This is a genomic window from Hahella sp. HNIBRBA332 (assembly GCF_030719035.1).
Lineage (GTDB): Bacteria > Pseudomonadota > Gammaproteobacteria > Pseudomonadales > Oleiphilaceae > Hahella.
Genome location: NZ_CP132203.1, coordinates 1,892,242 through 1,910,396 on the forward strand (window position 1 = coordinate 1,892,242; position 18,155 = coordinate 1,910,396).

Consider the following 18,155-nt stretch of genomic DNA (forward strand, 5'->3'; position numbering starts at 1 on the left):
GCCCTTTGCCTGTTAAGATCGGTTTTAGTATCTGGTTGATCATAATAGGCCTAACTCTTTCATAGTTTGTTTCGCCAGTCTTTCAGCTTTCCTGTGGTAGCCGTTCATTTGTAAGTGTCGTATAGCAAACTCTCTACCGAGATATGGAAGCGTATGCGGGCTGGCCTCAATAGGGCGTTTATCGCCAAGCACGAGGGTTGCGCTACACAGGCTACGCCAAAGTGAACCGGGAGATAAATCGTTGAAACCTAGAAGGTTGGGTACAAAGTCACTGGGATGATCGCGACTGATTTCATCAATTGTCATTCCTGCCTTGTTGAAGGCTTTTTCTGCGCGCTGCTTATAGTTTCCGCCAGCATGGATAGATACTTGCTGGCCCTCAAGTTTGACTCCGCGCATATTCACTAGCTCGACTGCTCGGGTCATAATGATGCCGCCTTGACTATGAGCCGTCCATTTGCGCTTTATTCCTTTCTGTTGGCTCTCGATCAGCATGACTGCAAGGAACTCAGCAATTTTGGTGGTGGAAACTCTATCTGCTATGCATTCAAAGATATCGAACTTTCCACGAGTGGGGTTGTAAATCAGCGTGTAAGCGCGCGCCTGATCCTTCCAATAAGCGGTATCAACATGCACTCCCATCAGCCAAGTGGCTTTTCTGAGGTCATTTGACATGCCATTGATGGCAACGTGTTCTGTATTAATCGTTTTTACTGGTAGGGGAGTACTCCATGCATCCCTTAAATCTCTAATCTGATCTGGATCTATATCTTCATGCCATCGCACTCCAGACTTGCGCTTAATTTCAAATAACTCCATTTGTTGCATGTTAACCGGGGTCTCTGGCGTTGTAGCGCCACGCTCCAGCTTCATCCGATTAATAACAATCATCTCGGGATTCACGCTGTACATAAAACTGACTCCGCCTGAGCAGATCTTATGACGCATAAACATGGGCGCTTTTTGAAAGCCTCTGCTGTTCCAGCCATAGCCGCCGTCGCTGGTTAGTTTGAGGGCCTCTTTGTATACCTGGGTTTTCTCATACAGATTCAGGCTGCGCATAAAGACATTTGCTTCTCTGGTGATCATCAGCTTTTTGCCGGCCTTGGGAGTTTGAGAGTTCCAGGCAGGGAGCGGGTTTTCCAGCGGCAAAAGTTGATGCTGAGCAGGGAGGTTGTTGTTTTGCATTTCGCTTTCCTTAGGTGTGCAAGAAAAGCAATAATTCTAGTAATTGGGCGAGTGAAAGCAATTTGTCTTTTGTTCGAGGCTGTTTGGTCTAAAAGCCAGCTTGCAAACAATTAGCGATAAAATGCGCTAATTATCATGAAAATAAAGGGAAAAACATGGCGCTTGGCGAAAGGCTCTATAGGTGGTGTTTGGTACTGTAAGGCAATAATACTTGCTTTTGTGGTGCGAGCTGAACTGGCGTTGATAATCGAACAAGGGCTTCTCGGTGTGGGTTGTCTTGTATCTATGATGGTCTGACTAAACCGGGAAACAGGGAGCGTAACGTGCAGCCATTCACCCTGCGTGAAGGTAAATTTCCAATAAAAACGATAAAGGGTTTTGTTTCAGGTGGGCGCTAACTTAAACGAAAAATGCAGCGCTAATGAATGAAGCGGAACGCTGGCGCTCTTAAGTTGAGCTGGGATTAATAAAAGAATCTGGACACAGAATTCAGCAGGGATCAGGGATTTACTTATGGCATTAATACATGTGCAAAACGCGATTAATATTGCTGAGCAGTGGCATCAACAAAACAGACGGATTACATGGTCTCCGTTAGTTATGCCGCCTCAGGTCATGGGGCGTCGCTGGCGTTATACCAGCTCCATGGAACGCTGGGCGAGAGGGCTGGATCATCATGTTCCCAACCCGCTGACAATGGGACCTGATCAAATAGAAATATGCTGTTTTGAAATGCTGTTTCTGGCCGCCGCCGCAGCCCAGGCGCCGAGACAATTTTTCTCTGATCGTTATAACCGTGCGCATACCGCCAGGGTGATCAATGGACGCAACTGGGGCGTGCAGATAATACGTAATATGTTTCACAACGAGACGTTTTATCCCTGGCCGGCGCCATTTCCCGCTTCACTGAACCGAGGGGACGTCGTCGTTTTTTCTTACCGCAATCAACCTCTCTACAACGGACACTACCAACTGGGACACGCCGTCCTGCTCACCGGACAAAGAGACGCTTTTGGCCGGCACATCGCAATGAGTTTTTGCGGAACCAATACGCAGCCAGTCACCCGAGTGGAAAGAGTGACCGTTGAAGAACAGATTCTTAACGGCGGCAACCTGGCCAGGGCGTTTTATGGCCGGCCTGCCTGGTTGGGAGCGTAGGGCGTATTTAAAAGGCGAGGGGAGAGGTTTCTAACTCTCCCTGATTACCAAATCAATGGTGGTTGTACTTGGTCCTGATCTACCTGACGCCTATAAAGTGCGCATGCCGTGTAGAGTGGTGGTTGGTTATTTTTTATAAGTATGCATTTATAATCCGAAATTCATACTACATATTTTTTTACTAGCCCATGGGTTTCCAAATTTTCTATTTTCTTCAAATTCTATTTTGTATAAATTTAGATCAATATAGGCTGCGTTATGTGACTCAGTGATCTGTATAATAAGAGGTTTGTTATCTTGGGTTGCAACATATATTTTTGAAGCGACTTCAGAGCTGTTGTAGGAGCCTGATTGATAGGGCGAAGAAAGTATTTCGTATATTTCTTTGTTAATTAAATATAGAGTGCTAACAGGGTTGAATCCATAATATTGACCTGGAATCACATTTCCTCTCTCTAGTAAAACAAGATTGATGTTTTCTCTGATTTTGAATAAGGCAATATCTCCGGTGTAAGCGCCGTAGACTTTTCCTGCTAATGTCTCAACGTGATAGGATCTCATTTCATTGCCTGTTTTTTCAAGGAATAGCTTTCTATAAGGTAACAGTCGCTTGTCGCTGTAATCTGTAGAAATAAATTCTGGGCTCAGTATTTTTATACTCCCGTTTAAATAGCTATCAGAGAACTCTTTTCGGCAGCCATTGTGTAATGAGCTTTTGTTACTTTCCAGGGCTCCTCTTATAAAACCATCAGCATTTTTATAAGCATAGTCTAATCGTGAAGACCGTTGTATCAGTGGCGTATCATAACCAGCACCCTCAAGTCTTGACTCGTACTCACTTGTATCAAACGAAGCGTTGAAACTGGCTAGCTCTTCAGAAAGCCGTTTCCAGTTTTTATAAGCTTCGTCCGAAGAATTGCTTTGACCTAAAGTGTGGCTCACCTCGGCCAGTCTACGCGCCAGTAATCGGTTTTTATCTCGCTGTAGAAGGATTTTTGCTTTAACAAGAAAAGATTCGGCTTGAATATCCTCTGTTTCTGCAAAGTAGAGAGCTTTATCTGCGAACACTTCTGCGCTCTCATACTCTTTTTTTAGTAGTTTAATGTTGGCCAGCATGACAAGGGAAACGTTATCAATAGGGTCTGTACTAAGGAAGCCTTCGTACAGCGTTTCTGCCAAGTCAAGTTCGTTGTCTTGGTATAAACTAAATGCTTCTTCATATTTATCTTTGTTGCATTTTATGCAGCCAGCAGAATTTGCATGGCTGCAAAAAAGGGAAAATATTATAATAATTAATTTCCTGATCATCGGTATCCTGGAAGAGGGGTAAATGTATTTTGATTAAGTAGTGATTAAAATGGAAGGCTGTAGTTGTGGCTCAACTAAATATTATCCATTTTTGCGAGCGCTCCTTGAGCAATAGTGAGAATTTTTATGGTAATTTAATGTTTTAAAAGCAAATAATAAACTTTAAGTGAGCGCTATGCGAACTGTGTCTCGTGAGGTGTGTGTGTAAGCCTGTCCTTAATAGGCAAATTTTTGTGCTTTTGATGTTGGATGACTATTGTACTTCTATTCGTGTGGACGGTAAGAAATGAGTAAGTCAGAAAAAGTGTATGTAGAGATTGACTGGTATGACGGTCCGAGAGCTGGCGTAGCTGATGTTAAAGGCGTCCCTCATCGATTTGTCGCAGACTTTGATGACAGCAAAGGTTACCTTGATTCGTTCAGACTTTTTCCTATATCAAAATCTGACTTGGAGTTGGAAATCGAGCAATGGACGATATATGTGCGTTGGAGCAGGCTTTGTAAAAGCGGCGCGGCACAAGCCTCATCCCACCCAGGTGGCGGCGGTGTAAATCCCAGGTGGGATGAACTGGATTTGCTGCTGCGCGAAAGTCGGGAGGTTCCTGAGACCTGCCTATCTGCGCATGCCACTTTTGAATTAATTGAGGGGCGTTGTAGTCGCTATGAAGAGAGTGGGCCTGATTATCGGGTTACGTGGCATTTTATTGAGTAGAGCAGCGCCATCGGTGGGGGGTGGATTATTTGATAGACAACGACTTCTCTAGTTGCGCTGAACAGTGATTTACGTATGTTTGCCGAATTGCTCCAAGGGAAAGAAGAAAGTATGGAGGAGTTGCAAGCGAGCGCTTGAGAAGTTTTCTGAGATTGTGATCAGATCTGATTATCCGAAACTCTATGAAGGGGATTTACAGTCCGGTTTAACCTCCAAAGCGCCGTGGTTTAACGGACAGTGTTAAATCGAATAATTTTATAACTAAGTGGCATAAGGGGTCATTAACCTGAGTGCCTGCACCGCTTCTGAGGCCAAAAGAAGACTGGCGCAGATCAGGCTTTTCAATATTTCGCCAAGCCATAAAAGCCCTCTTGCTGAGTAAGGTTATTCATGGCAATGTGCTGAAACCTAAAGGGAAACGGGATGTTAAGGCCATAAATCGAGGCTCCCGTTGAGCTATAAGCTGGCATTGGGTGTTATCAGGATGACTCGTTATCCAACAGTTTCGATGAAGCTGTGCATTGCTTTTATTCTTTCTTTCCTCTCTGCGTATGCTTTATCAGCGACGCCTTTCGATACCGAACGTTTTAAGAAATTGCTTGGCGCCGAATCTCCACGAGATTTTAGTGGCGTCGTGCTGATCACCCAGGAAGGGGAAAAGCTGTTTTCCTATTCGTCCGATACTGCTGCAACGACTGCTTTGAATGCTCAAGGCAATAAGCTGGAACTACAAAGTCAATTTGTTATTGGTTCCTTGAGCAAGCAAATGACGGCGGTGATTATCCTGCAGCTAATGGAGGCGGACAAACTGAAGCTTGACGCCACGCTGCCGGCATCCGGGCTCAAGCTGGAAGAAACGTGGGCGGATCGCGTAACGGTCAGGCAATTGCTGACTCACAGCTCTGGCGTTTCTATTCCCGGCAAGTCCCTGTTGTTTGAGCCTGGTAAAGGATTTGCGTACTCCAATTATGGCTTCGATCTGTTGGGAAAACTGGCCGAGACGGTATCCGGGCGAAGCTACCATCAATTGACGGCGGACCTCTTCAAGCAATGCGGCATGTCCCATTCTTTCGCTGGCGCTAAGCCAGCCCGCACAGACGCTCCCAGGCTGGTGGCGGGTTTCAGTGAGGAAAGCGAGGGGCTGAAACGTATGGACAATGAGAAGTTGTATCAGCATTTGCCTTCCTCGGGCGTGGTATCCAGCGCCGCTGATCTTGACCGTTGGAACGCCTGCCTGCACGGTGGCGTCTTGTTGAAGCCTGAAGACTATCGTCAAATGGTTCATGCCTCTAACTCCCGCCAATATCGTTGGGGAGAATTGGGGTATGGATACGGGCTCCAGATTCTTGAAGATAAACCCTTGGAGTTCAGTCATAGCGGCTATGTGCCGGGGTATATCTCGACGCTGATTTATTATCCGGAGAAGAAGATCAGTATGGTGGTGCTGGAAAATATTTCCTGGTCTCTGAAAGACCTGCCCCGTGCTTTTTTTCCGCACGACAGTATAAGAAAAGCGCTAAGGCAATCGTTGAACTGACAACGATTAAATAACGATAAGTATGGATTGACTCTTATTCATTTAAGCATACTGTTGACGCAGACTTGATAAGGGCAGTTATGTATATGGAAAAACTCATGGTTATCACGACTCTATATGCCCTCTCAGGGTAACTGTCTTACCCATGAATATTCGCTATAAATATTGGAAAGAAATCGTAATCGATGAGAAAACGATGGAAAATCCATCCAAAAATATAGATGTAGGTGCATTACTGTTGAAGCGGATTCAAGACAGAGTAACTGATCCAACAGTGGCCAAAATTGCCTCAATATACAACGTACTTGGACGCGAGATTGTAAACCAGTACGGTGCGCGTGTAGCCACAATTTACAAAAAAATCACCCAATTATGAAAACTTTTGCCGCGATGCTCTCTATCGGCGTTACAGCCGCCTCGCTCATGACTTATCTAAGATTCTCTCACAGGGAATGAGTGTAGATTCACAAACCACGCTCCACTGCTTCCGCTGGCGTTATAAAGTGGGCGGCGCTGTCCGCACGGAAAGTTTCAGTCCATCATCCTGCGTTATTCCATTCGATTGATAAGCGTTGGCGAGGTCGTACACATAGGCGGGAAGGCCTGCGCTTCAAACATGGATTCCTACGCCATTTGGGGGGCGTTTGGGACGTATTCCCACTCTAGACTCGGGAGTGCGCCCTAATAACGACGACCAAAAAGGACTGGATTCATGCCAAAGAAGAAATTTCGACTCGCCCTTTTATCCGCTCAGCTGCTGCTCGTGGGCATCGGCGCCGCTGGCGCGCAGGGTGTTTTCGCCGCCGACTGTCCCGCCAGCTGGGCTGAGGGAGCCCAATATCAAGTTGCGCAGGAAGTGCTGTATCAAGGCGATATCTATCGCGCATTGGTGACGCACACCGCCTATCCCGGCGCTGGCTGGACGCCGGAGGTGGGCTCTCTGTGGGAGCGGGTCGGGCCCGCTGATTGTGATGGTGGCGATGATAGCGACGGTGACAGCGGGGGCGATGATGGCGATGGTGGAGATCATGGCGGTGGCGAAGGTCCCTATAACGGCGCGCCCATTCCGATACCGGGCGTGCTGGAGGCGGAGCACTATGACTACGGCGCTTTTCAGGATACCACTCCCACCAACGAAGGCGGCGCCTTACGCCAGGACGCCGTGGATATCGAGGCCAGTACGAGCAATGGCTATAACATCGGCTGGATCGAGCCTGGGGAATGGCTGGAATACAGCGTTAACGTCAGCGAAGACGGCGTTTACACCATGTCCTCACTGGTCGCGGCGGAAAGCATGGAAGGACGCTTCGCGGTGAGCGTTGACGGCGCCAGAGCCGTGGAGGTGACTACCCCCGTGACGGGTGGCTGGCAAAACTGGACCTGGGTGGACGCCGGCATTGAGTTGAGCCCTGGCGCGCACACTCTGAGAGTCACCATGTTGCAATCCGGCTTCAACCTGAACGCACTGCAATTCACTCTGGGGGACGATCCGGGACCAGACCCTGACGTATCTCGCCTGTGGGCGGGCGCCAACCAGTATCAGCTTGCGCATATGTCCGAGGCGGACCGTCGCAAACAATTGCAGGCGATGAAGGACAGCGGATTGAAGGTATTACGCGTCTTTGTCACACGCAGGGGCGACGCGCCTTGGGAAATCCAACCCAAGGGCTGGGCGTATGAAGAACCATTGGGCGTATACCACGACGATCAGCTGGAGAAAATGGACAAGCTGATGCAGGAGTGCCAGGAAATGGGCATAAAGATGGTGTTGGCGTTGATCAACTTTGCCTACGCTCAGGATTCCAATTCCGTTTATTACAATGCTTTCGGCCCCGTCGGGATGTATCAGCAGGATGCGATAGAGGCTTATAAAAAGCGCTTCACTCATTTTCTTAACCATCAAAATCCTTATCTCGGCAATAAGAAATGGAAGGACATTAATGACGTGGTGCTGGCGTGGGAAATCGCCAATGAGTCCGGCGTGTCCCTGGCGGATGTGAACCTGTCGAACGATCAGAAATATGACCTCCACCGCAACTTCCTGACCCAGATGGCCGCTCACCTGAAAGCGGAAGACCCGGATACCTATGTCGCCCTGGGGATCGCTGGTTACGATAAGTACTACAACAAAGGCAGCGCGGACGATATTAAAACGCTGGGCGACATCCCTGCGGCGGATATCTATACCTTGCACTATTACGGCGGCGACCTGGATCAGTGGTTGAACGACGCCCTGCCGTCAGTGCGACAGTGGGGCAAAATGCTGTTCGTGGAGGAGTTTGGTAAGGAGCGCAAGGTAGGAATGGACGCGATGACGAATGAATACCGCCATGTGGCGGAAACCGCGAAGCGCCGCGGCATCCCCTGGATGTTCTGGCGCATGGGATTGCGTAAGGATGAGAATACCTGGTCGGTCATGAACGACGATGGCGTCTGGCGTGACGTTATTGATCCCGAATCAAAACGGATATCGGAGATTGAAACCAACGATCCCTGGTTGCGTTAGTCTTGCTAGTCTTATCAGTTCTATTAGTCCAGCAGACAAGTAGCTTCCTTCTATTTGTGTGCGAATGACAGGTTGTCTGTGGATGACAGGGATGAGAATAGTTGACCTTGTGTTACTATTTCTCCGGCTTAAATGGAGGCGTCGGATGCATTAAATCCGACTCCTCCTGAACCGACCATTGTCTGACCTGTCCCACAAACATATTGAGAGCCTGTGAAGACGTATCTGCGCCAACACGCCGCTCTCGTGAGGAGATAACATGCCGAAGGGAATCAAAGTCATATCCATCATCAACACAGTTTTTTTGTTGCTCAACCTGGTGCTGGTCATCATCGTAGCTGATGATTTATCCCGCTATGTGCTGATGGTGAATTGCGTAGCCTGGACCCTGTGCGGACCCTTGCTGTGGGTGCGCTCGAAGTATGTCTGGATGCTGGCCAGACCCTTGATATACGGCTGGGCGTTACTGACTGTGTTCGGCATGTTGATGGGAGATTGGGCGTCTTTGATTATCAGTTTGATCACCGGTATTCCGTTTCTGGTCTACATCATTGGCGTTCGCGGATACCTGAATGAAGACCACGTCAGAGCCTACTTTGGCGTACCGCCGAGTGAAGTGAAAACAACTCAGGAAGACGAAACCGCTCCGGCGTGAGCTGGAACTCTGGTTTTATATCATCCGACTCCCTGGCCATATTCCCCCGTTCGCCCTGAGCCTGTCGAAGGGCTTTCCAGAGCGCTGGTTTGAAACCGCCATATGCGTCACGACTCTGGGATAGAAGTGCTTTTCCTTTCATTCGCCCGGGAGGGCCCTTCGACAAGCTCAGGGCGAACGGAGTGGGAATAAGCGCGAGGGGAAATACATTCTAATGATCCTTGAAGATCGTGTGATGGCGCTGTGCCCGGGAGGGCCCTTCGACAGGCTCAGGGCGAACGGAGTGGGAATAAGCGCGAGGGGAAATACATTCTAATGATCCTTGAAGATCGTGTGATGGCGCTGTGCCCGGGAGGGCCCTTCGACAGGCTCAGGGCGAACGGAGTGGGGATGAGCGTTGGAGGGGATTGTAGGACGGTTTAGCTAGGTCTGATTGGAAGGATTCTGACCGGAAGGATAGATGGCGCAGGGTGAAAAACTGTGTGTCCTAAGTATTGAGATCAACTTAAATCTCACGCGAAAGGAAAACTGGGCCAACTATTTTCCGTTCAACTCAACTTTCCATCTCCCATATTCCCCGTTCGCCCTGAGCCTGTCGAAGGGCTTCCCAGAGCGCTAGTTTGAAACCGCCATATGCGTCACGACTCTGGGATAGAAGTGCTTTTCCTTTCATTCGCCCGGGAGGGCCCTTCGACAGGCTCAGGGCGAACGGAGTGGGGAGGGGACTTTTTTTTGTCTTCTTTGGCGTTGTCATGAGGCTCTGCGACTACAACTTATAAAGCTTCTCATAAAACCCTGTGGTGGTGACGGTCACGGTGACGGGGTGGGCGCCGCCGTTGTGCCAGTACCAGCCGTGAGAGCCCTGGAAGGGGGCCTGGAAGGCGCCGTTGGCGTTGGTTTTATTTCTGCCGGTCCAGTAGCTGGTGAATTCGTCGCCGGCATTGGGGCGTTCGCCGTGCATGTCGAAGCTGACGGGGCCTTGCGCTTCCCATTTGAACATGAAGCGGTCGCCCTCCTGCATTTGGGCCTTGATCTCGGCGCCTTCGTTAGGGCCTAGAGTGATAGTCAGTGTATCGTCGCGAAGGGGCGCGTCGCTTCTCCATACCGGGTTGAGCAGGGAAGCGAGCTGGGCGTCGCTGATCATCGGGTCTTCCGCTGGCTCCGCCGTTTCCTGCGGGGCGATGGCGTTGAGCTGGGTCAGTCCCAGGTAGCCGCCGACGCCGGTGGGGTCGATGCCGTATTCCGCTGGCAGCACAGTCGTGACGAGCAGGCCTGCGCCAACTACCATGGCGATGGCGGTTGCTTTAAACAGTGTTTTGCTGGATGGCGATTCAGCGCGGTTGCGGTGGGTGATGTCATGCATGTCGATTATCTCAAGAACTCACGAAAAAACCGGTGAGTTGGTAGCCTATTAACATAAATCCGGCGCTCATCAGGAGCACATTGGCGGTGAAGGCCTGCTTGGCGAAGGCGTCGGTTTTGCGCCAGAAACTCATGATGATGAGAATGGCGCTCAACGCCAGTAACTGGCCGATTTCCACACCTACATTGAAGGCGATGATATTGGGGATCAGGCCATCCTGGGACAGCGTGAAATCCTGTAGTTTCGTCGCCAGTCCGAAACCGTGGAAAAAGCCGAAAATAAGCACCGCCGCTTTAGTATTGGGCTGAAAGCCGAACCAGCGAGGGTAAGCGCCAAGATTATCCAGCGCCTTGTAGACGACGGAAAGGCCAATAATGGCGTCGACCAGGTAAGGATTAACCTGCGCGCCGCTCAACACGCCATATAACAAAGTGATGCTGTGACCGATGGCGAACAGTGTGACGTAAACGCCGATGTCTTTCATCCGGTACAGGAAAAAGATTACGCCGATAAGAAACAACAGATGATCATAGCCTGTCACCATATGTTTGGCGCCGAGATAGATAAAAGGAAGCACGTGTATGCCTTCGGCCTGTTCGATGAACAGCGCATCGCCTTCCGCCACGCCGTGAGCGAACGAGGGGGACGCGGCGATGGCGAGAAACAGCAGTAAGAGAATGGAAGGGCCGCGAGTGCTAACCGTCGTATTTTTATATTGCGTTGAAGAAATCAAAACCACCCGGCATGGCCTCCGAAGTCTATGTATGAGGTCGCTGTCGTTAATGCCAAAAAACTATAGCCCAGCTGCATAGCCGAACCTATCAGCCGAATTGCTGAACTTGTCGTTTTTGTGAAGGGTGAAGCGCAGAGTCAGCGCCGGTCGAGCTGGCGCGAACGTTGAAGTCAGGGATCGGTTATTGCGATACTCATCAGTCCCATCGCATGCCTCAATTTGATTATGGCCAAGAAACGCAAAACGAAACCATCACCCAAAAACCCCCTGGACGCCAGCTGGCTGCTGGAAGAGGCGGATAAGCGCGACCAACGGGAGGCGAGGGCGGCCAGAATTACCGCCAGGAACGCCCGCATCGCCAGTAAAGTCGTGAATGATCTTGTGCGGACGGACGCCGACTGGGAGCAAATCTTCAAGGCGCTGAATCCCCGTAAAGACGAGAAAATTCAAACACTGCTGCTAAGATTCCGCGGCCCGCACATGTTCGCTCCTCATGTGGCGTTGAACATCCTGCAACACTGTCTCGAATCGAATCCGAACCTGGACTTGAATGGCTTGGTGAGCGCGGCGGTTGATGAGTCAGGAAAAGTGACTAAGTTTAGAAGTTAGTGGGGCGACTCAAATGAAGTTTTCTATCTTGTCCCGTTGGTTGCGAAATCCGTGGAGCTTTTATAATGCAGTTTATGAAAATAGTTGAGAGGCTTGTAGAGTACTATGATCCTATGCTTCAGCATGTTATAAGCTTGCTGAAAAAAAGTGATTATAGACAGCCCATTGATGGCGACTTTATCGCCATCGGCTATGAGCAGTTTAGATTTCGATACAACTATATGTTTGGCGACTCTGTATGCGACATTGATGACCTAAGTGACATAAACTTGGGAGAGTCAATTGTTAAAGAAATTGAAGTGGAACTATTGAATAATGGCATATTCGTTAGAGAGTATGAGGACGATGAAGGCGAATGGGAAACGGATGACTCCGACGCATTTTATGAATTAATAGTATTTTCGGCGCTACCGTTGGCGTTGCTCATGTTCAGAAAACGATTGATGGATTTAGGCTTACCCCTAGATGGTATGAACTGGATTGTATTTGATGATGCGGAAGGCATACCCAGCCAATCACATCTGCCCATGGGAAGTGATGTGGGCGATACAGATTCCACTATTGCGTTGCAATGGTTAGAGTCCATCAGTGCAAATGAAAAAGTCGCTTTGTACTTAAAAACGATGTACGCACTCAAATTTTCAGGATTCTCAATTAGCAGGAATAGGATAAAACGAAAAGCTGAGCTGGAGCAGTTTCTCGCCGCGACGCCTGGATGCTGCGAGCTTCTTAATGTAGAAGACTGGTTGGATTGTGAGCATGACTGGGATGTCGTGCGTAGATTTTTCTCCGAAATCTAAGGAATTTCTGAAAAATGTCGGCGATCAGTAATATATCCCCCCCTTTAGAAGGAGCTGCTTCGACTATTCTCCAATAACTCATCCCGATGCTCGGTCATCCACTGCGCCAGTGAGTCCAGTGTGGGTTTCAGGGTTTTTCCGAGTTCTGTAATCCGGTACTCAACCCGTGGCGGCATTTCCGGGTATTCCTGTCTGGACACGATGCCTAATGATTCGAACGTCCTGAGTTGTTTGGTCAATTCTTTTTGCGTAATGCCGCCAATGCCTCTTTGCAGGGCGCCAAATCGAATAATATCGTCGGTAATAATTAAGCGATATAAGGTGGGTATCGCCCATTTTCCGGAAACGATGTTGATGAAATCCGTCATTGGACAACGTGAATCGTCAGGAACTTTTTTATCCGAATGACTGATTTTCTCTTTAGTATCCATTTGGAACCTACTGTTTTAACGAATATAGCCTGCCTATACTATAAATCCTCTAATGAATTGCAAGTAAAGGCGAGTAGTATGTCGAAAAGACTGGATGGGAAATATGCATTAATTACAGGTGGAACAGCGGGTATTGGTTTGGAAACCGCTAAGCAGTTTCAACTTGAAGGGGCGACCGTTGCCGTCACGGGTCGTAATGAATCTGGTTTGAAATATGCGAAGGATCAACTGGGAGAATTGGCGCTGGTTATACAAAATGATGCCGGAAAAGTGGATCAACAAACTATATTGGCGCAGCACTTATCTGATAAGTTTCCGCGAATCGATATTGTATATATCAATGCCGGTGATGTAACGCATAAACCATTGGATAAATGGGACGAAGAGTGTTTTGACAGAGTCATGGACATTAACTTGAAAGGGCCCTTCTTTTTAATTCAGTCATTGCTCCCTTTATTGTCTGACTCGGCATCCATTATTTTATGTGGCAGCGTTTCAGCCCAGATCGGGTTGGCGCAAAGTAGTGTGTACGCGGCGAGCAAAGCGGGACTTATTTCTTTATCCCGGACGCTATCCGGAGAGCTGCATCACAAAGGAATTCGGGTTAATACTCTTAGCCCTGGGCCTACTTATACCGACGCTTTTCAGAAATTTGGTTTATCGGAGGAGAAGCAGCAGGAACTGATAGAGGAGGTTAAGGAGCTGGTGCCGTTAAAGCGCATGGGAACGCCATTGGAACTGGCGAAAGCCGCCGTTTTTCTGGCGTCGGATGAATCGGCTTACATGTTGGGAGCAGAGCTGTTGGTGGATGGCGGAGTGGGAAATTTATAAAAGGAAAAGACTTTTCTTCTTGAAAAGAATCAACCTGACATTACCGGTAACTGTCAGGTGTAAATACCGCTATGGTTGTCCTGGAGGGGCGATTCCAGCGCAATAACTCAACGTATAATCGCGAGACCTTAATAAGGTTCTATCTATGGCCGGGCGCGCCCATATTCTTTTCAGCGATTACCTTTTTAAGTTGATGATAAAGTCGCTTTCGTCAGCGTGGCCAATGACCTGCGGCTCTTCCAGTTTCACCAGGACTTGTGAGTTGAAGGCGTGGCTTGCTTCTGGCTCTTTCGCATTGCTGATAAAATCAACATCCACGATGTAATCGGCGTTCTGCTTCTGAATTTTTCCAGATAGTTGCATGTATTTCGTATCGGTTTCTATGGTGCTGGCGAAGGTGTTGTTTTCGTCGATAGGCGCTGACATTAAGATATTGCCGTAAGTGATCACCACATGCGTCGGTTCCGAGAATTGCTTCGACGAGCAGCCAATCAAAAGTGAGCACATGACGAGCAATAATTTGGATTTGAGTTTCATTCTGTTGCTTCTTTTCTGTAGGCGTTAAGGAGAGGGAATTAACCTTTCGCCGTTTGGTTAACGGCGTAAAATAAATGGTTGGCGTGTTTTTACACCATTTGGATATTCGTTAGCAAGTTGTTGTTTCTACTGCTGTTCCTGGCGGTGATTGACAAGGACGCGGGCCGGGAATTCTGAGCGCTTTTCTTATTAAAACCCTCGCATTTTCTCCTGCGGTCTGTTCATATGGGTAGTTGATAGGCGCGGCCTGGATCTCACAGGCCGCCAGATACTCATTGGGCGGCGGCCGCGCGTCCTGATATTTAATCCATCATCTTTTGAGGCAGGAGCAAACTGTGTACGTAATGCTGCATGAGCCGGGCGCGTGGTTTCTTTTTGAGCAGGACAGGAAATTTTACCTCGACGCCAGGTGTTCCCGTTCGTTTGTGGATTTTTCTATTCTTATCGAACTCAATGAGGAGGAGTGCGAGGCGTATCAAGCTGAGGGCAAGCCTTTCATTGATCAATTGGCGACCCGCATCAACGCCTGTCAGAACGAGTTTTTGCCCAGAGATATCACTAACGCTCATCTGGCGGCGGTGAGTCAGGCTGTTTCCGAGTGGCGGGAAACCACCGTCAGGCACTAATCAGCGTAAGAGCGGTTTTTTTCCAAGCCTGTCTGCATCAGCAGGTCTCTTACCCCGCAGGCAACATGCCCGACAGCAAGGTTGCAATACCCAGGAACGACATAAAGCCGGCGATGTCGGTGATCGTAGTCAGGACGATGGAGGAGGATTGCGCCGGGTCCAGGCCAAGCTTCTTCAACGCCATGGGCACCAGCGCCCCGGCGCCGCAGGCGATCGTCAACGACACCACCATCGCCAAAGCGATGATCAACGCCAGGCCGAGTGAGCGGCTCCAGATCCAGACGCCGATGGCGCAGGTCACCGCGATAATGACGCCGTTGAGGAAACCGGCGAAGCTCTCTTTGCGAAATACCTGTCCCATATTGCGAATGGTGATTTCCTTAAGAATCAGACCGCGCATGGTCACCGCAAGAGCCTGAGCGCCCGCGTTGCCGCTCTGGCCCGCCGCGACAGGCAGCAAGATCGCCAAAGCGGTGTATTGGGAAATAATGCCTTCGAACGCCCCAACCACGCCAGCGGCCACAAACGCCGTCACCAGATTGATCTGTAGCCAGGGCATGCGTTTACGCACGGCGAACCAACTGCTGGAGAGCGCTTTCTCATCTTTGCTGGCGCCCACCATCGACGCCATATCGGAGGCGAGATCCTCTTTGGTGCGTTGATAAATATCCGCGCTGCGAATCACGCCGACCACCTGATCATGCACATCCAGTACGGGAAGGCTGTTGGCCCGCAGGCCTTCGAACTTCTCAATGACGTCATCGACCGGGTCCAATGTGCTGAGAGATGCGGAAATGGGGCGCACGATTTTTGAGGCTTTGTCCTTGGCGTTGGCGAGAATCAGGTCGCTTAACTCAAATATGCCGGTGACGTTGCGCTCGTCGTTGATCAGGAAAAAGGCGTCCATGTATTTTGGACGTCGGTATCTTATCTGCTGCAACACCTCTTCCACGGTGAGATTCGAGTGAAACATCTGCACCCTGGAATCCATCATGCGACCCGCCGTGTTGAGCGGATAGGAGAGCAGTTCGGTCAGCTCGTTCGCCGTCGCTTTTTCTGCGGCGGCGATACGGGCCAGAATCGACTCCTTCTGTTCGTCCTCCAGGCGCGACAGCAGCGCAGCGGCGAGCTGGATATCCAGCTTCAAGAGCAGATCCGTCGCGGCGACAGGGTCCCAGTTGGCGATCAGTTGTTCGCCCAGTCCCGGGGGCATATAGGGAAACAAATTGGCGACGACGGAAGCGGGCTGTTGGCTCAAGAGCGAGACAGCCTCCTGATTCGGCATTTTGGCGAGTTCGCGTGCGGCCTTGACGGGAAAACGCAGCAGATAGGCGTCGGTAAGCTGTTGCGCTGTGTCTTTAACGTGGGACGTTGTGTTATCCATAGAGATTCCTTGCCAGAAGTTCAGGCGTCATGCGCCCTGTCTGAGAAGCGGTCAGTCATACCAGGGATTCGCGCACCACCTCCACCATCGCCTGCATGCTTTCACCGTGGGCGCGCAATAAGTCCAGCGCCGCCGATCCCGATGTCTTCTGCGGAGACGCCAGCCAGTCAGAGTGCGTAGATAGCAGTTCGCGCAAACGGCTATGCCATATCACGCCCATAAACTCATTGTGATGAAACACGACCGGCGCGAAGTCCTGTGTTGTCCATAAGGGATGACTGGCGGCGTTGCTTAGAGAAAGACGGCTGTTCAGGCTGACCAGCGTGGATTTGACCAGGGCTCCCAGAATAACCTGCCTGGGTGAACGCAGCAGCTTGATCGCAGGGATGGCGCCAAGGGGCCCCCGGTGCTGGTCGAGCACGACAATAATCCGCTCTTCCTGATATTCCCGCTTTTTCAGACGGGTCATGGCGTCTTCCACGGTCATGTCGCGAGTGAAAACGGGAACGTCTATCTCGGTCCAGGCGCCCAGCATACTGTTGCTGTAGGAAAGCAATTGCTGACACAGCGTACGGCGCGTCAAGGGCAGCAGGTTCAGTACGGTTTCCCTGTGCTTGGGCGGCAGGTGACGCAAAATATTGCAGAGTTGATGCGCGCCCATCTCGGCGGTCCACAGTGTGGCGCTGCTTTCCGGCGCAGCGTGAATCACCGTGGCGCAAAAACGGGGAAGCATTTCTTTCAACACGCTGATGACGACGGGCAGGGGAGCATTGGCGAGGAACTGCGCCACTTCCTCTCTGTCCCTGTCCTCCAAAAAACGCGCCGCCGCTCTGGGCTCCTGACGCAGGAAGCTGAACGCAAGCTGGTAAGTCTGGTCGGTCATGGCGAATCTCCGTCTCTGCTGGTCGGTGCGGCGCTAGGTTCTGCCGCCGTTATGGGCGGCGTTGGCTTTTATCTGGCTGATGTGCTCCATGAAAAACGAGCCGGGAATCGTGGTCCTTCCCTGGGGCGTTTCCAGCACAATGACCGAGCCGGTCATGTCCACGATGATTCCCTCCACGCCGGCGATGCTGACTTCGTCGCCCAGTTGCGCCAGCTTGTTCATCTGCTGAGATCCGATGATATTCGCCACCAGGACTCTGGCGCCGAAGGCGAACGCAAGCGAGAAGCCTCCGGCGACGACGGCGGAAAGAATAATGGTGAACTGGGTGAAGAACTGAATATTGATGCCGATCTGCTCGATGCCGATCACGATTGCGATAAAAATCACTGTGAACTGCACGCTGCGGCCAATGAGCGCCGATTGCCTGATTCCCACGGACTCCGCCGCGGAGGTCATCACCAGATTGACCACTTTGCTGACCAAATAGCCTCCCAACATGATCAGCATGCCGACGGCGAAATGGGGCAGATAGAGCAATAGCTGACTCATCCACTGGGAGACAATATTCAGCCCCAGGCTGTTGGCGCCGGCGGCGATGAAAAACAGCAGCACCAGCCAGAAAACGCCTTTGCTGATCACATTGGTGTAGGATTGCCGCAACTTGAGAGAAGAAGGGCTGGTTGAAAAGCGCGCGAATATCCGGGCGAGCAGACGCTCCAGCAAAGAAACTCCGGTGCGTACGGCTCGCGCCAGCCCCAGGGCGATAAAGAAGCCGAAGAAGAACAGCGTCAACGCCCCGAGAATATTGGGCGTAAAGGCGATCAGTTGCTGAATGGTTTGCTCGTAGGTTTGATGTAGGAGATCCCGCCACCCTTGTGCTTGTATCGGGTCCAT

Annotated in this window: 19 protein-coding genes; 10 read left to right on the top strand and 9 right to left on the bottom strand. The window is 50.3% G+C overall.

Annotation, left to right across the window (positions count from 1 at the left end; all coding sequences use genetic code 11):
• Positions 1 to 39: 39 nt before the first annotated feature.
• Complete coding sequence (locus tag O5O45_RS08815; protein WP_305904843.1) at positions 40 to 1,188, bottom strand: hypothetical protein; 1,149 nt, start codon at positions 1,186 to 1,188, stop codon at positions 40 to 42.
• A 513-nt stretch (positions 1,189 to 1,701) separates the two neighbouring features.
• On the opposite strand from O5O45_RS08815, the gene O5O45_RS08820 reads away from it, so the two are divergent.
• The gene (locus O5O45_RS08820) at positions 1,702 to 2,346 is read left to right on the top strand and encodes a hypothetical protein (protein ID WP_305904844.1); all 645 of its coding nucleotides are present in this window, start codon (positions 1,702 to 1,704) and stop codon (positions 2,344 to 2,346) included.
• A 147-nt stretch (positions 2,347 to 2,493) separates the two neighbouring features.
• Here O5O45_RS08820 and O5O45_RS08825 read toward each other — a convergent pair whose 3' ends face one another.
• Positions 2,494 to 3,654, bottom strand: coding sequence for a tetratricopeptide repeat protein (locus tag O5O45_RS08825; protein ID WP_305904845.1), 1,161 nt, complete (start codon positions 3,652 to 3,654; stop codon positions 2,494 to 2,496).
• Between the two features lie 286 nt (positions 3,655 to 3,940).
• On the opposite strand from O5O45_RS08825, the gene O5O45_RS08830 reads away from it, so the two are divergent.
• From O5O45_RS08830 to O5O45_RS08850, 5 genes are all read left to right on the top strand, one after another.
• Entirely contained in the window at positions 3,941 to 4,366 is a 426-nt protein-coding gene (locus O5O45_RS08830) for a hypothetical protein (protein WP_305904846.1), read from the top strand.
• A gap of 508 nt (positions 4,367 to 4,874) precedes the next feature.
• Positions 4,875 to 5,903, top strand: coding sequence for a serine hydrolase domain-containing protein (locus O5O45_RS08835; RefSeq protein WP_305904847.1), 1,029 nt, complete (start codon positions 4,875 to 4,877; stop codon positions 5,901 to 5,903).
• 145 nt (positions 5,904 to 6,048) lie between these two features.
• Complete coding sequence (locus O5O45_RS08840) at positions 6,049 to 6,279, top strand: hypothetical protein (protein ID WP_305904848.1); 231 nt, start codon at positions 6,049 to 6,051, stop codon at positions 6,277 to 6,279.
• A gap of 336 nt (positions 6,280 to 6,615) precedes the next feature.
• Positions 6,616 to 8,409, top strand: a complete 1,794-nt coding sequence (locus tag O5O45_RS08845; RefSeq protein ID WP_305904849.1) for a carbohydrate-binding protein — start codon at positions 6,616 to 6,618, stop codon at positions 8,407 to 8,409.
• Between the two features lie 259 nt (positions 8,410 to 8,668).
• Positions 8,669 to 9,064, top strand: coding sequence for a hypothetical protein (locus tag O5O45_RS08850; RefSeq protein ID WP_305904850.1), 396 nt, complete (start codon positions 8,669 to 8,671; stop codon positions 9,062 to 9,064).
• A gap of 766 nt (positions 9,065 to 9,830) precedes the next feature.
• On the opposite strand, the gene O5O45_RS08855 is transcribed toward O5O45_RS08850, so the two are convergent.
• Together O5O45_RS08855 and O5O45_RS08860 are read right to left on the bottom strand one after the other, a co-directional pair.
• Positions 9,831 to 10,427, bottom strand: a complete 597-nt coding sequence (locus O5O45_RS08855; protein WP_305904851.1) for a hypothetical protein — start codon at positions 10,425 to 10,427, stop codon at positions 9,831 to 9,833.
• Positions 10,428 to 10,437: 10 nt separating this feature from the next.
• Complete coding sequence (locus tag O5O45_RS08860) at positions 10,438 to 11,166, bottom strand: HupE/UreJ family protein (protein WP_371747983.1); 729 nt, start codon at positions 11,164 to 11,166, stop codon at positions 10,438 to 10,440.
• Positions 11,167 to 11,385: 219 nt separating this feature from the next.
• On the opposite strand from O5O45_RS08860, the gene O5O45_RS08865 reads away from it, so the two are divergent.
• The gene (locus O5O45_RS08865; protein ID WP_305904852.1) at positions 11,386 to 11,769 is read left to right on the top strand and encodes a hypothetical protein; all 384 of its coding nucleotides are present in this window, start codon (positions 11,386 to 11,388) and stop codon (positions 11,767 to 11,769) included.
• Positions 11,770 to 11,834: 65 nt separating this feature from the next.
• Positions 11,835 to 12,569: a hypothetical protein gene (locus O5O45_RS08870; protein ID WP_305904853.1), complete on the top strand. Its 735-nt coding sequence runs from the start codon at positions 11,835 to 11,837 to the stop codon at positions 12,567 to 12,569.
• Between the two features lie 44 nt (positions 12,570 to 12,613).
• Here the strand turns inward: O5O45_RS08870 and O5O45_RS08875 are convergent, their stop codons facing one another.
• Positions 12,614 to 13,000, bottom strand: a complete 387-nt coding sequence (locus tag O5O45_RS08875; RefSeq protein ID WP_305904854.1) for a winged helix-turn-helix transcriptional regulator — start codon at positions 12,998 to 13,000, stop codon at positions 12,614 to 12,616.
• 78 nt (positions 13,001 to 13,078) lie between these two features.
• Here O5O45_RS08875 and O5O45_RS08880 point away from each other — a divergent pair, with 78 nt between their 5' ends.
• Positions 13,079 to 13,831: an SDR family oxidoreductase gene (locus O5O45_RS08880; RefSeq protein ID WP_305904855.1), complete on the top strand. Its 753-nt coding sequence runs from the start codon at positions 13,079 to 13,081 to the stop codon at positions 13,829 to 13,831.
• Positions 13,832 to 14,008: 177 nt separating this feature from the next.
• Here the strand turns inward: O5O45_RS08880 and O5O45_RS08885 are convergent, their stop codons facing one another.
• Positions 14,009 to 14,368 carry a hypothetical protein gene (locus O5O45_RS08885; protein ID WP_305904856.1) on the bottom strand — a complete coding sequence of 120 codons (360 nt, stop codon included), beginning with the start codon at positions 14,366 to 14,368 and terminating at the stop codon, positions 14,009 to 14,011.
• A gap of 335 nt (positions 14,369 to 14,703) precedes the next feature.
• Between O5O45_RS08885 and O5O45_RS08890 the strand changes: the two genes are divergently transcribed.
• A complete protein-coding gene (locus O5O45_RS08890) occupies positions 14,704 to 14,994 on the top strand; it encodes a hypothetical protein (protein WP_305904857.1) in 291 nt (96 codons plus the stop codon).
• 49 nt (positions 14,995 to 15,043) lie between these two features.
• On the opposite strand, the gene O5O45_RS08895 is transcribed toward O5O45_RS08890, so the two are convergent.
• The 3 genes from O5O45_RS08895 to O5O45_RS08905 are packed head-to-tail and all read right to left on the bottom strand — an operon-like array spanning position 15,044 to position 18,155.
• Positions 15,044 to 16,378: a magnesium transporter gene (locus O5O45_RS08895; RefSeq protein ID WP_305904858.1), complete on the bottom strand. Its 1,335-nt coding sequence runs from the start codon at positions 16,376 to 16,378 to the stop codon at positions 15,044 to 15,046.
• A 55-nt stretch (positions 16,379 to 16,433) separates the two neighbouring features.
• A complete protein-coding gene (locus O5O45_RS08900; protein ID WP_305904859.1) occupies positions 16,434 to 17,261 on the bottom strand; it encodes a magnesium transporter MgtE N-terminal domain-containing protein in 828 nt (275 codons plus the stop codon).
• A 33-nt stretch (positions 17,262 to 17,294) separates the two neighbouring features.
• Positions 17,295 to 18,155: a mechanosensitive ion channel family protein gene (locus tag O5O45_RS08905; protein ID WP_305904860.1), complete on the bottom strand. Its 861-nt coding sequence runs from the start codon at positions 18,153 to 18,155 to the stop codon at positions 17,295 to 17,297.

What these genes read in the sequence shown, in the direction of transcription:
- O5O45_RS08875 (WP_305904854.1), bottom strand. Translation starts at nt 13,000, where the DNA reads ATGGATACTAAAGAGAAAATCAGTCATTCGGATAAAAAAGTTCCTGAC.
- O5O45_RS08895 (WP_305904858.1), bottom strand. Translation starts at nt 16,378, where the DNA reads ATGGATAACACAACGTCCCACGTTAAAGACACAGCGCAACAGCTTACC.
- O5O45_RS08905 (WP_305904860.1), bottom strand. Translation starts at nt 18,155, where the DNA reads ATGGACCCGATACAAGCACAAGGGTGGCGGGATCTCCTACATCAAACC.
- O5O45_RS08835 (WP_305904847.1), top strand. Translation starts at nt 4,875, where the DNA reads ATGAAGCTGTGCATTGCTTTTATTCTTTCTTTCCTCTCTGCGTATGCT.
- O5O45_RS08830 (WP_305904846.1), top strand. Translation starts at nt 3,941, where the DNA reads ATGAGTAAGTCAGAAAAAGTGTATGTAGAGATTGACTGGTATGACGGT.
- O5O45_RS08815 (WP_305904843.1), bottom strand. Translation starts at nt 1,188, where the DNA reads ATGCAAAACAACAACCTCCCTGCTCAGCATCAACTTTTGCCGCTGGAA.
- O5O45_RS08850 (WP_305904850.1), top strand. Translation starts at nt 8,669, where the DNA reads ATGCCGAAGGGAATCAAAGTCATATCCATCATCAACACAGTTTTTTTG.
- O5O45_RS08900 (WP_305904859.1), bottom strand. Translation starts at nt 17,261, where the DNA reads ATGACCGACCAGACTTACCAGCTTGCGTTCAGCTTCCTGCGTCAGGAG.
- O5O45_RS08880 (WP_305904855.1), top strand. Translation starts at nt 13,079, where the DNA reads ATGTCGAAAAGACTGGATGGGAAATATGCATTAATTACAGGTGGAACA.
- O5O45_RS08840 (WP_305904848.1), top strand. Translation starts at nt 6,049, where the DNA reads ATGAATATTCGCTATAAATATTGGAAAGAAATCGTAATCGATGAGAAA.
- O5O45_RS08820 (WP_305904844.1), top strand. Translation starts at nt 1,702, where the DNA reads ATGGCATTAATACATGTGCAAAACGCGATTAATATTGCTGAGCAGTGG.
- O5O45_RS08870 (WP_305904853.1), top strand. Translation starts at nt 11,835, where the DNA reads ATGCAGTTTATGAAAATAGTTGAGAGGCTTGTAGAGTACTATGATCCT.
- O5O45_RS08825 (WP_305904845.1), bottom strand. Translation starts at nt 3,654, where the DNA reads ATGATCAGGAAATTAATTATTATAATATTTTCCCTTTTTTGCAGCCAT.
- O5O45_RS08855 (WP_305904851.1), bottom strand. Translation starts at nt 10,427, where the DNA reads ATGCATGACATCACCCACCGCAACCGCGCTGAATCGCCATCCAGCAAA.
- O5O45_RS08845 (WP_305904849.1), top strand. Translation starts at nt 6,616, where the DNA reads ATGCCAAAGAAGAAATTTCGACTCGCCCTTTTATCCGCTCAGCTGCTG.
- O5O45_RS08865 (WP_305904852.1), top strand. Translation starts at nt 11,386, where the DNA reads ATGGCCAAGAAACGCAAAACGAAACCATCACCCAAAAACCCCCTGGAC.
- O5O45_RS08885 (WP_305904856.1), bottom strand. Translation starts at nt 14,368, where the DNA reads ATGAAACTCAAATCCAAATTATTGCTCGTCATGTGCTCACTTTTGATT.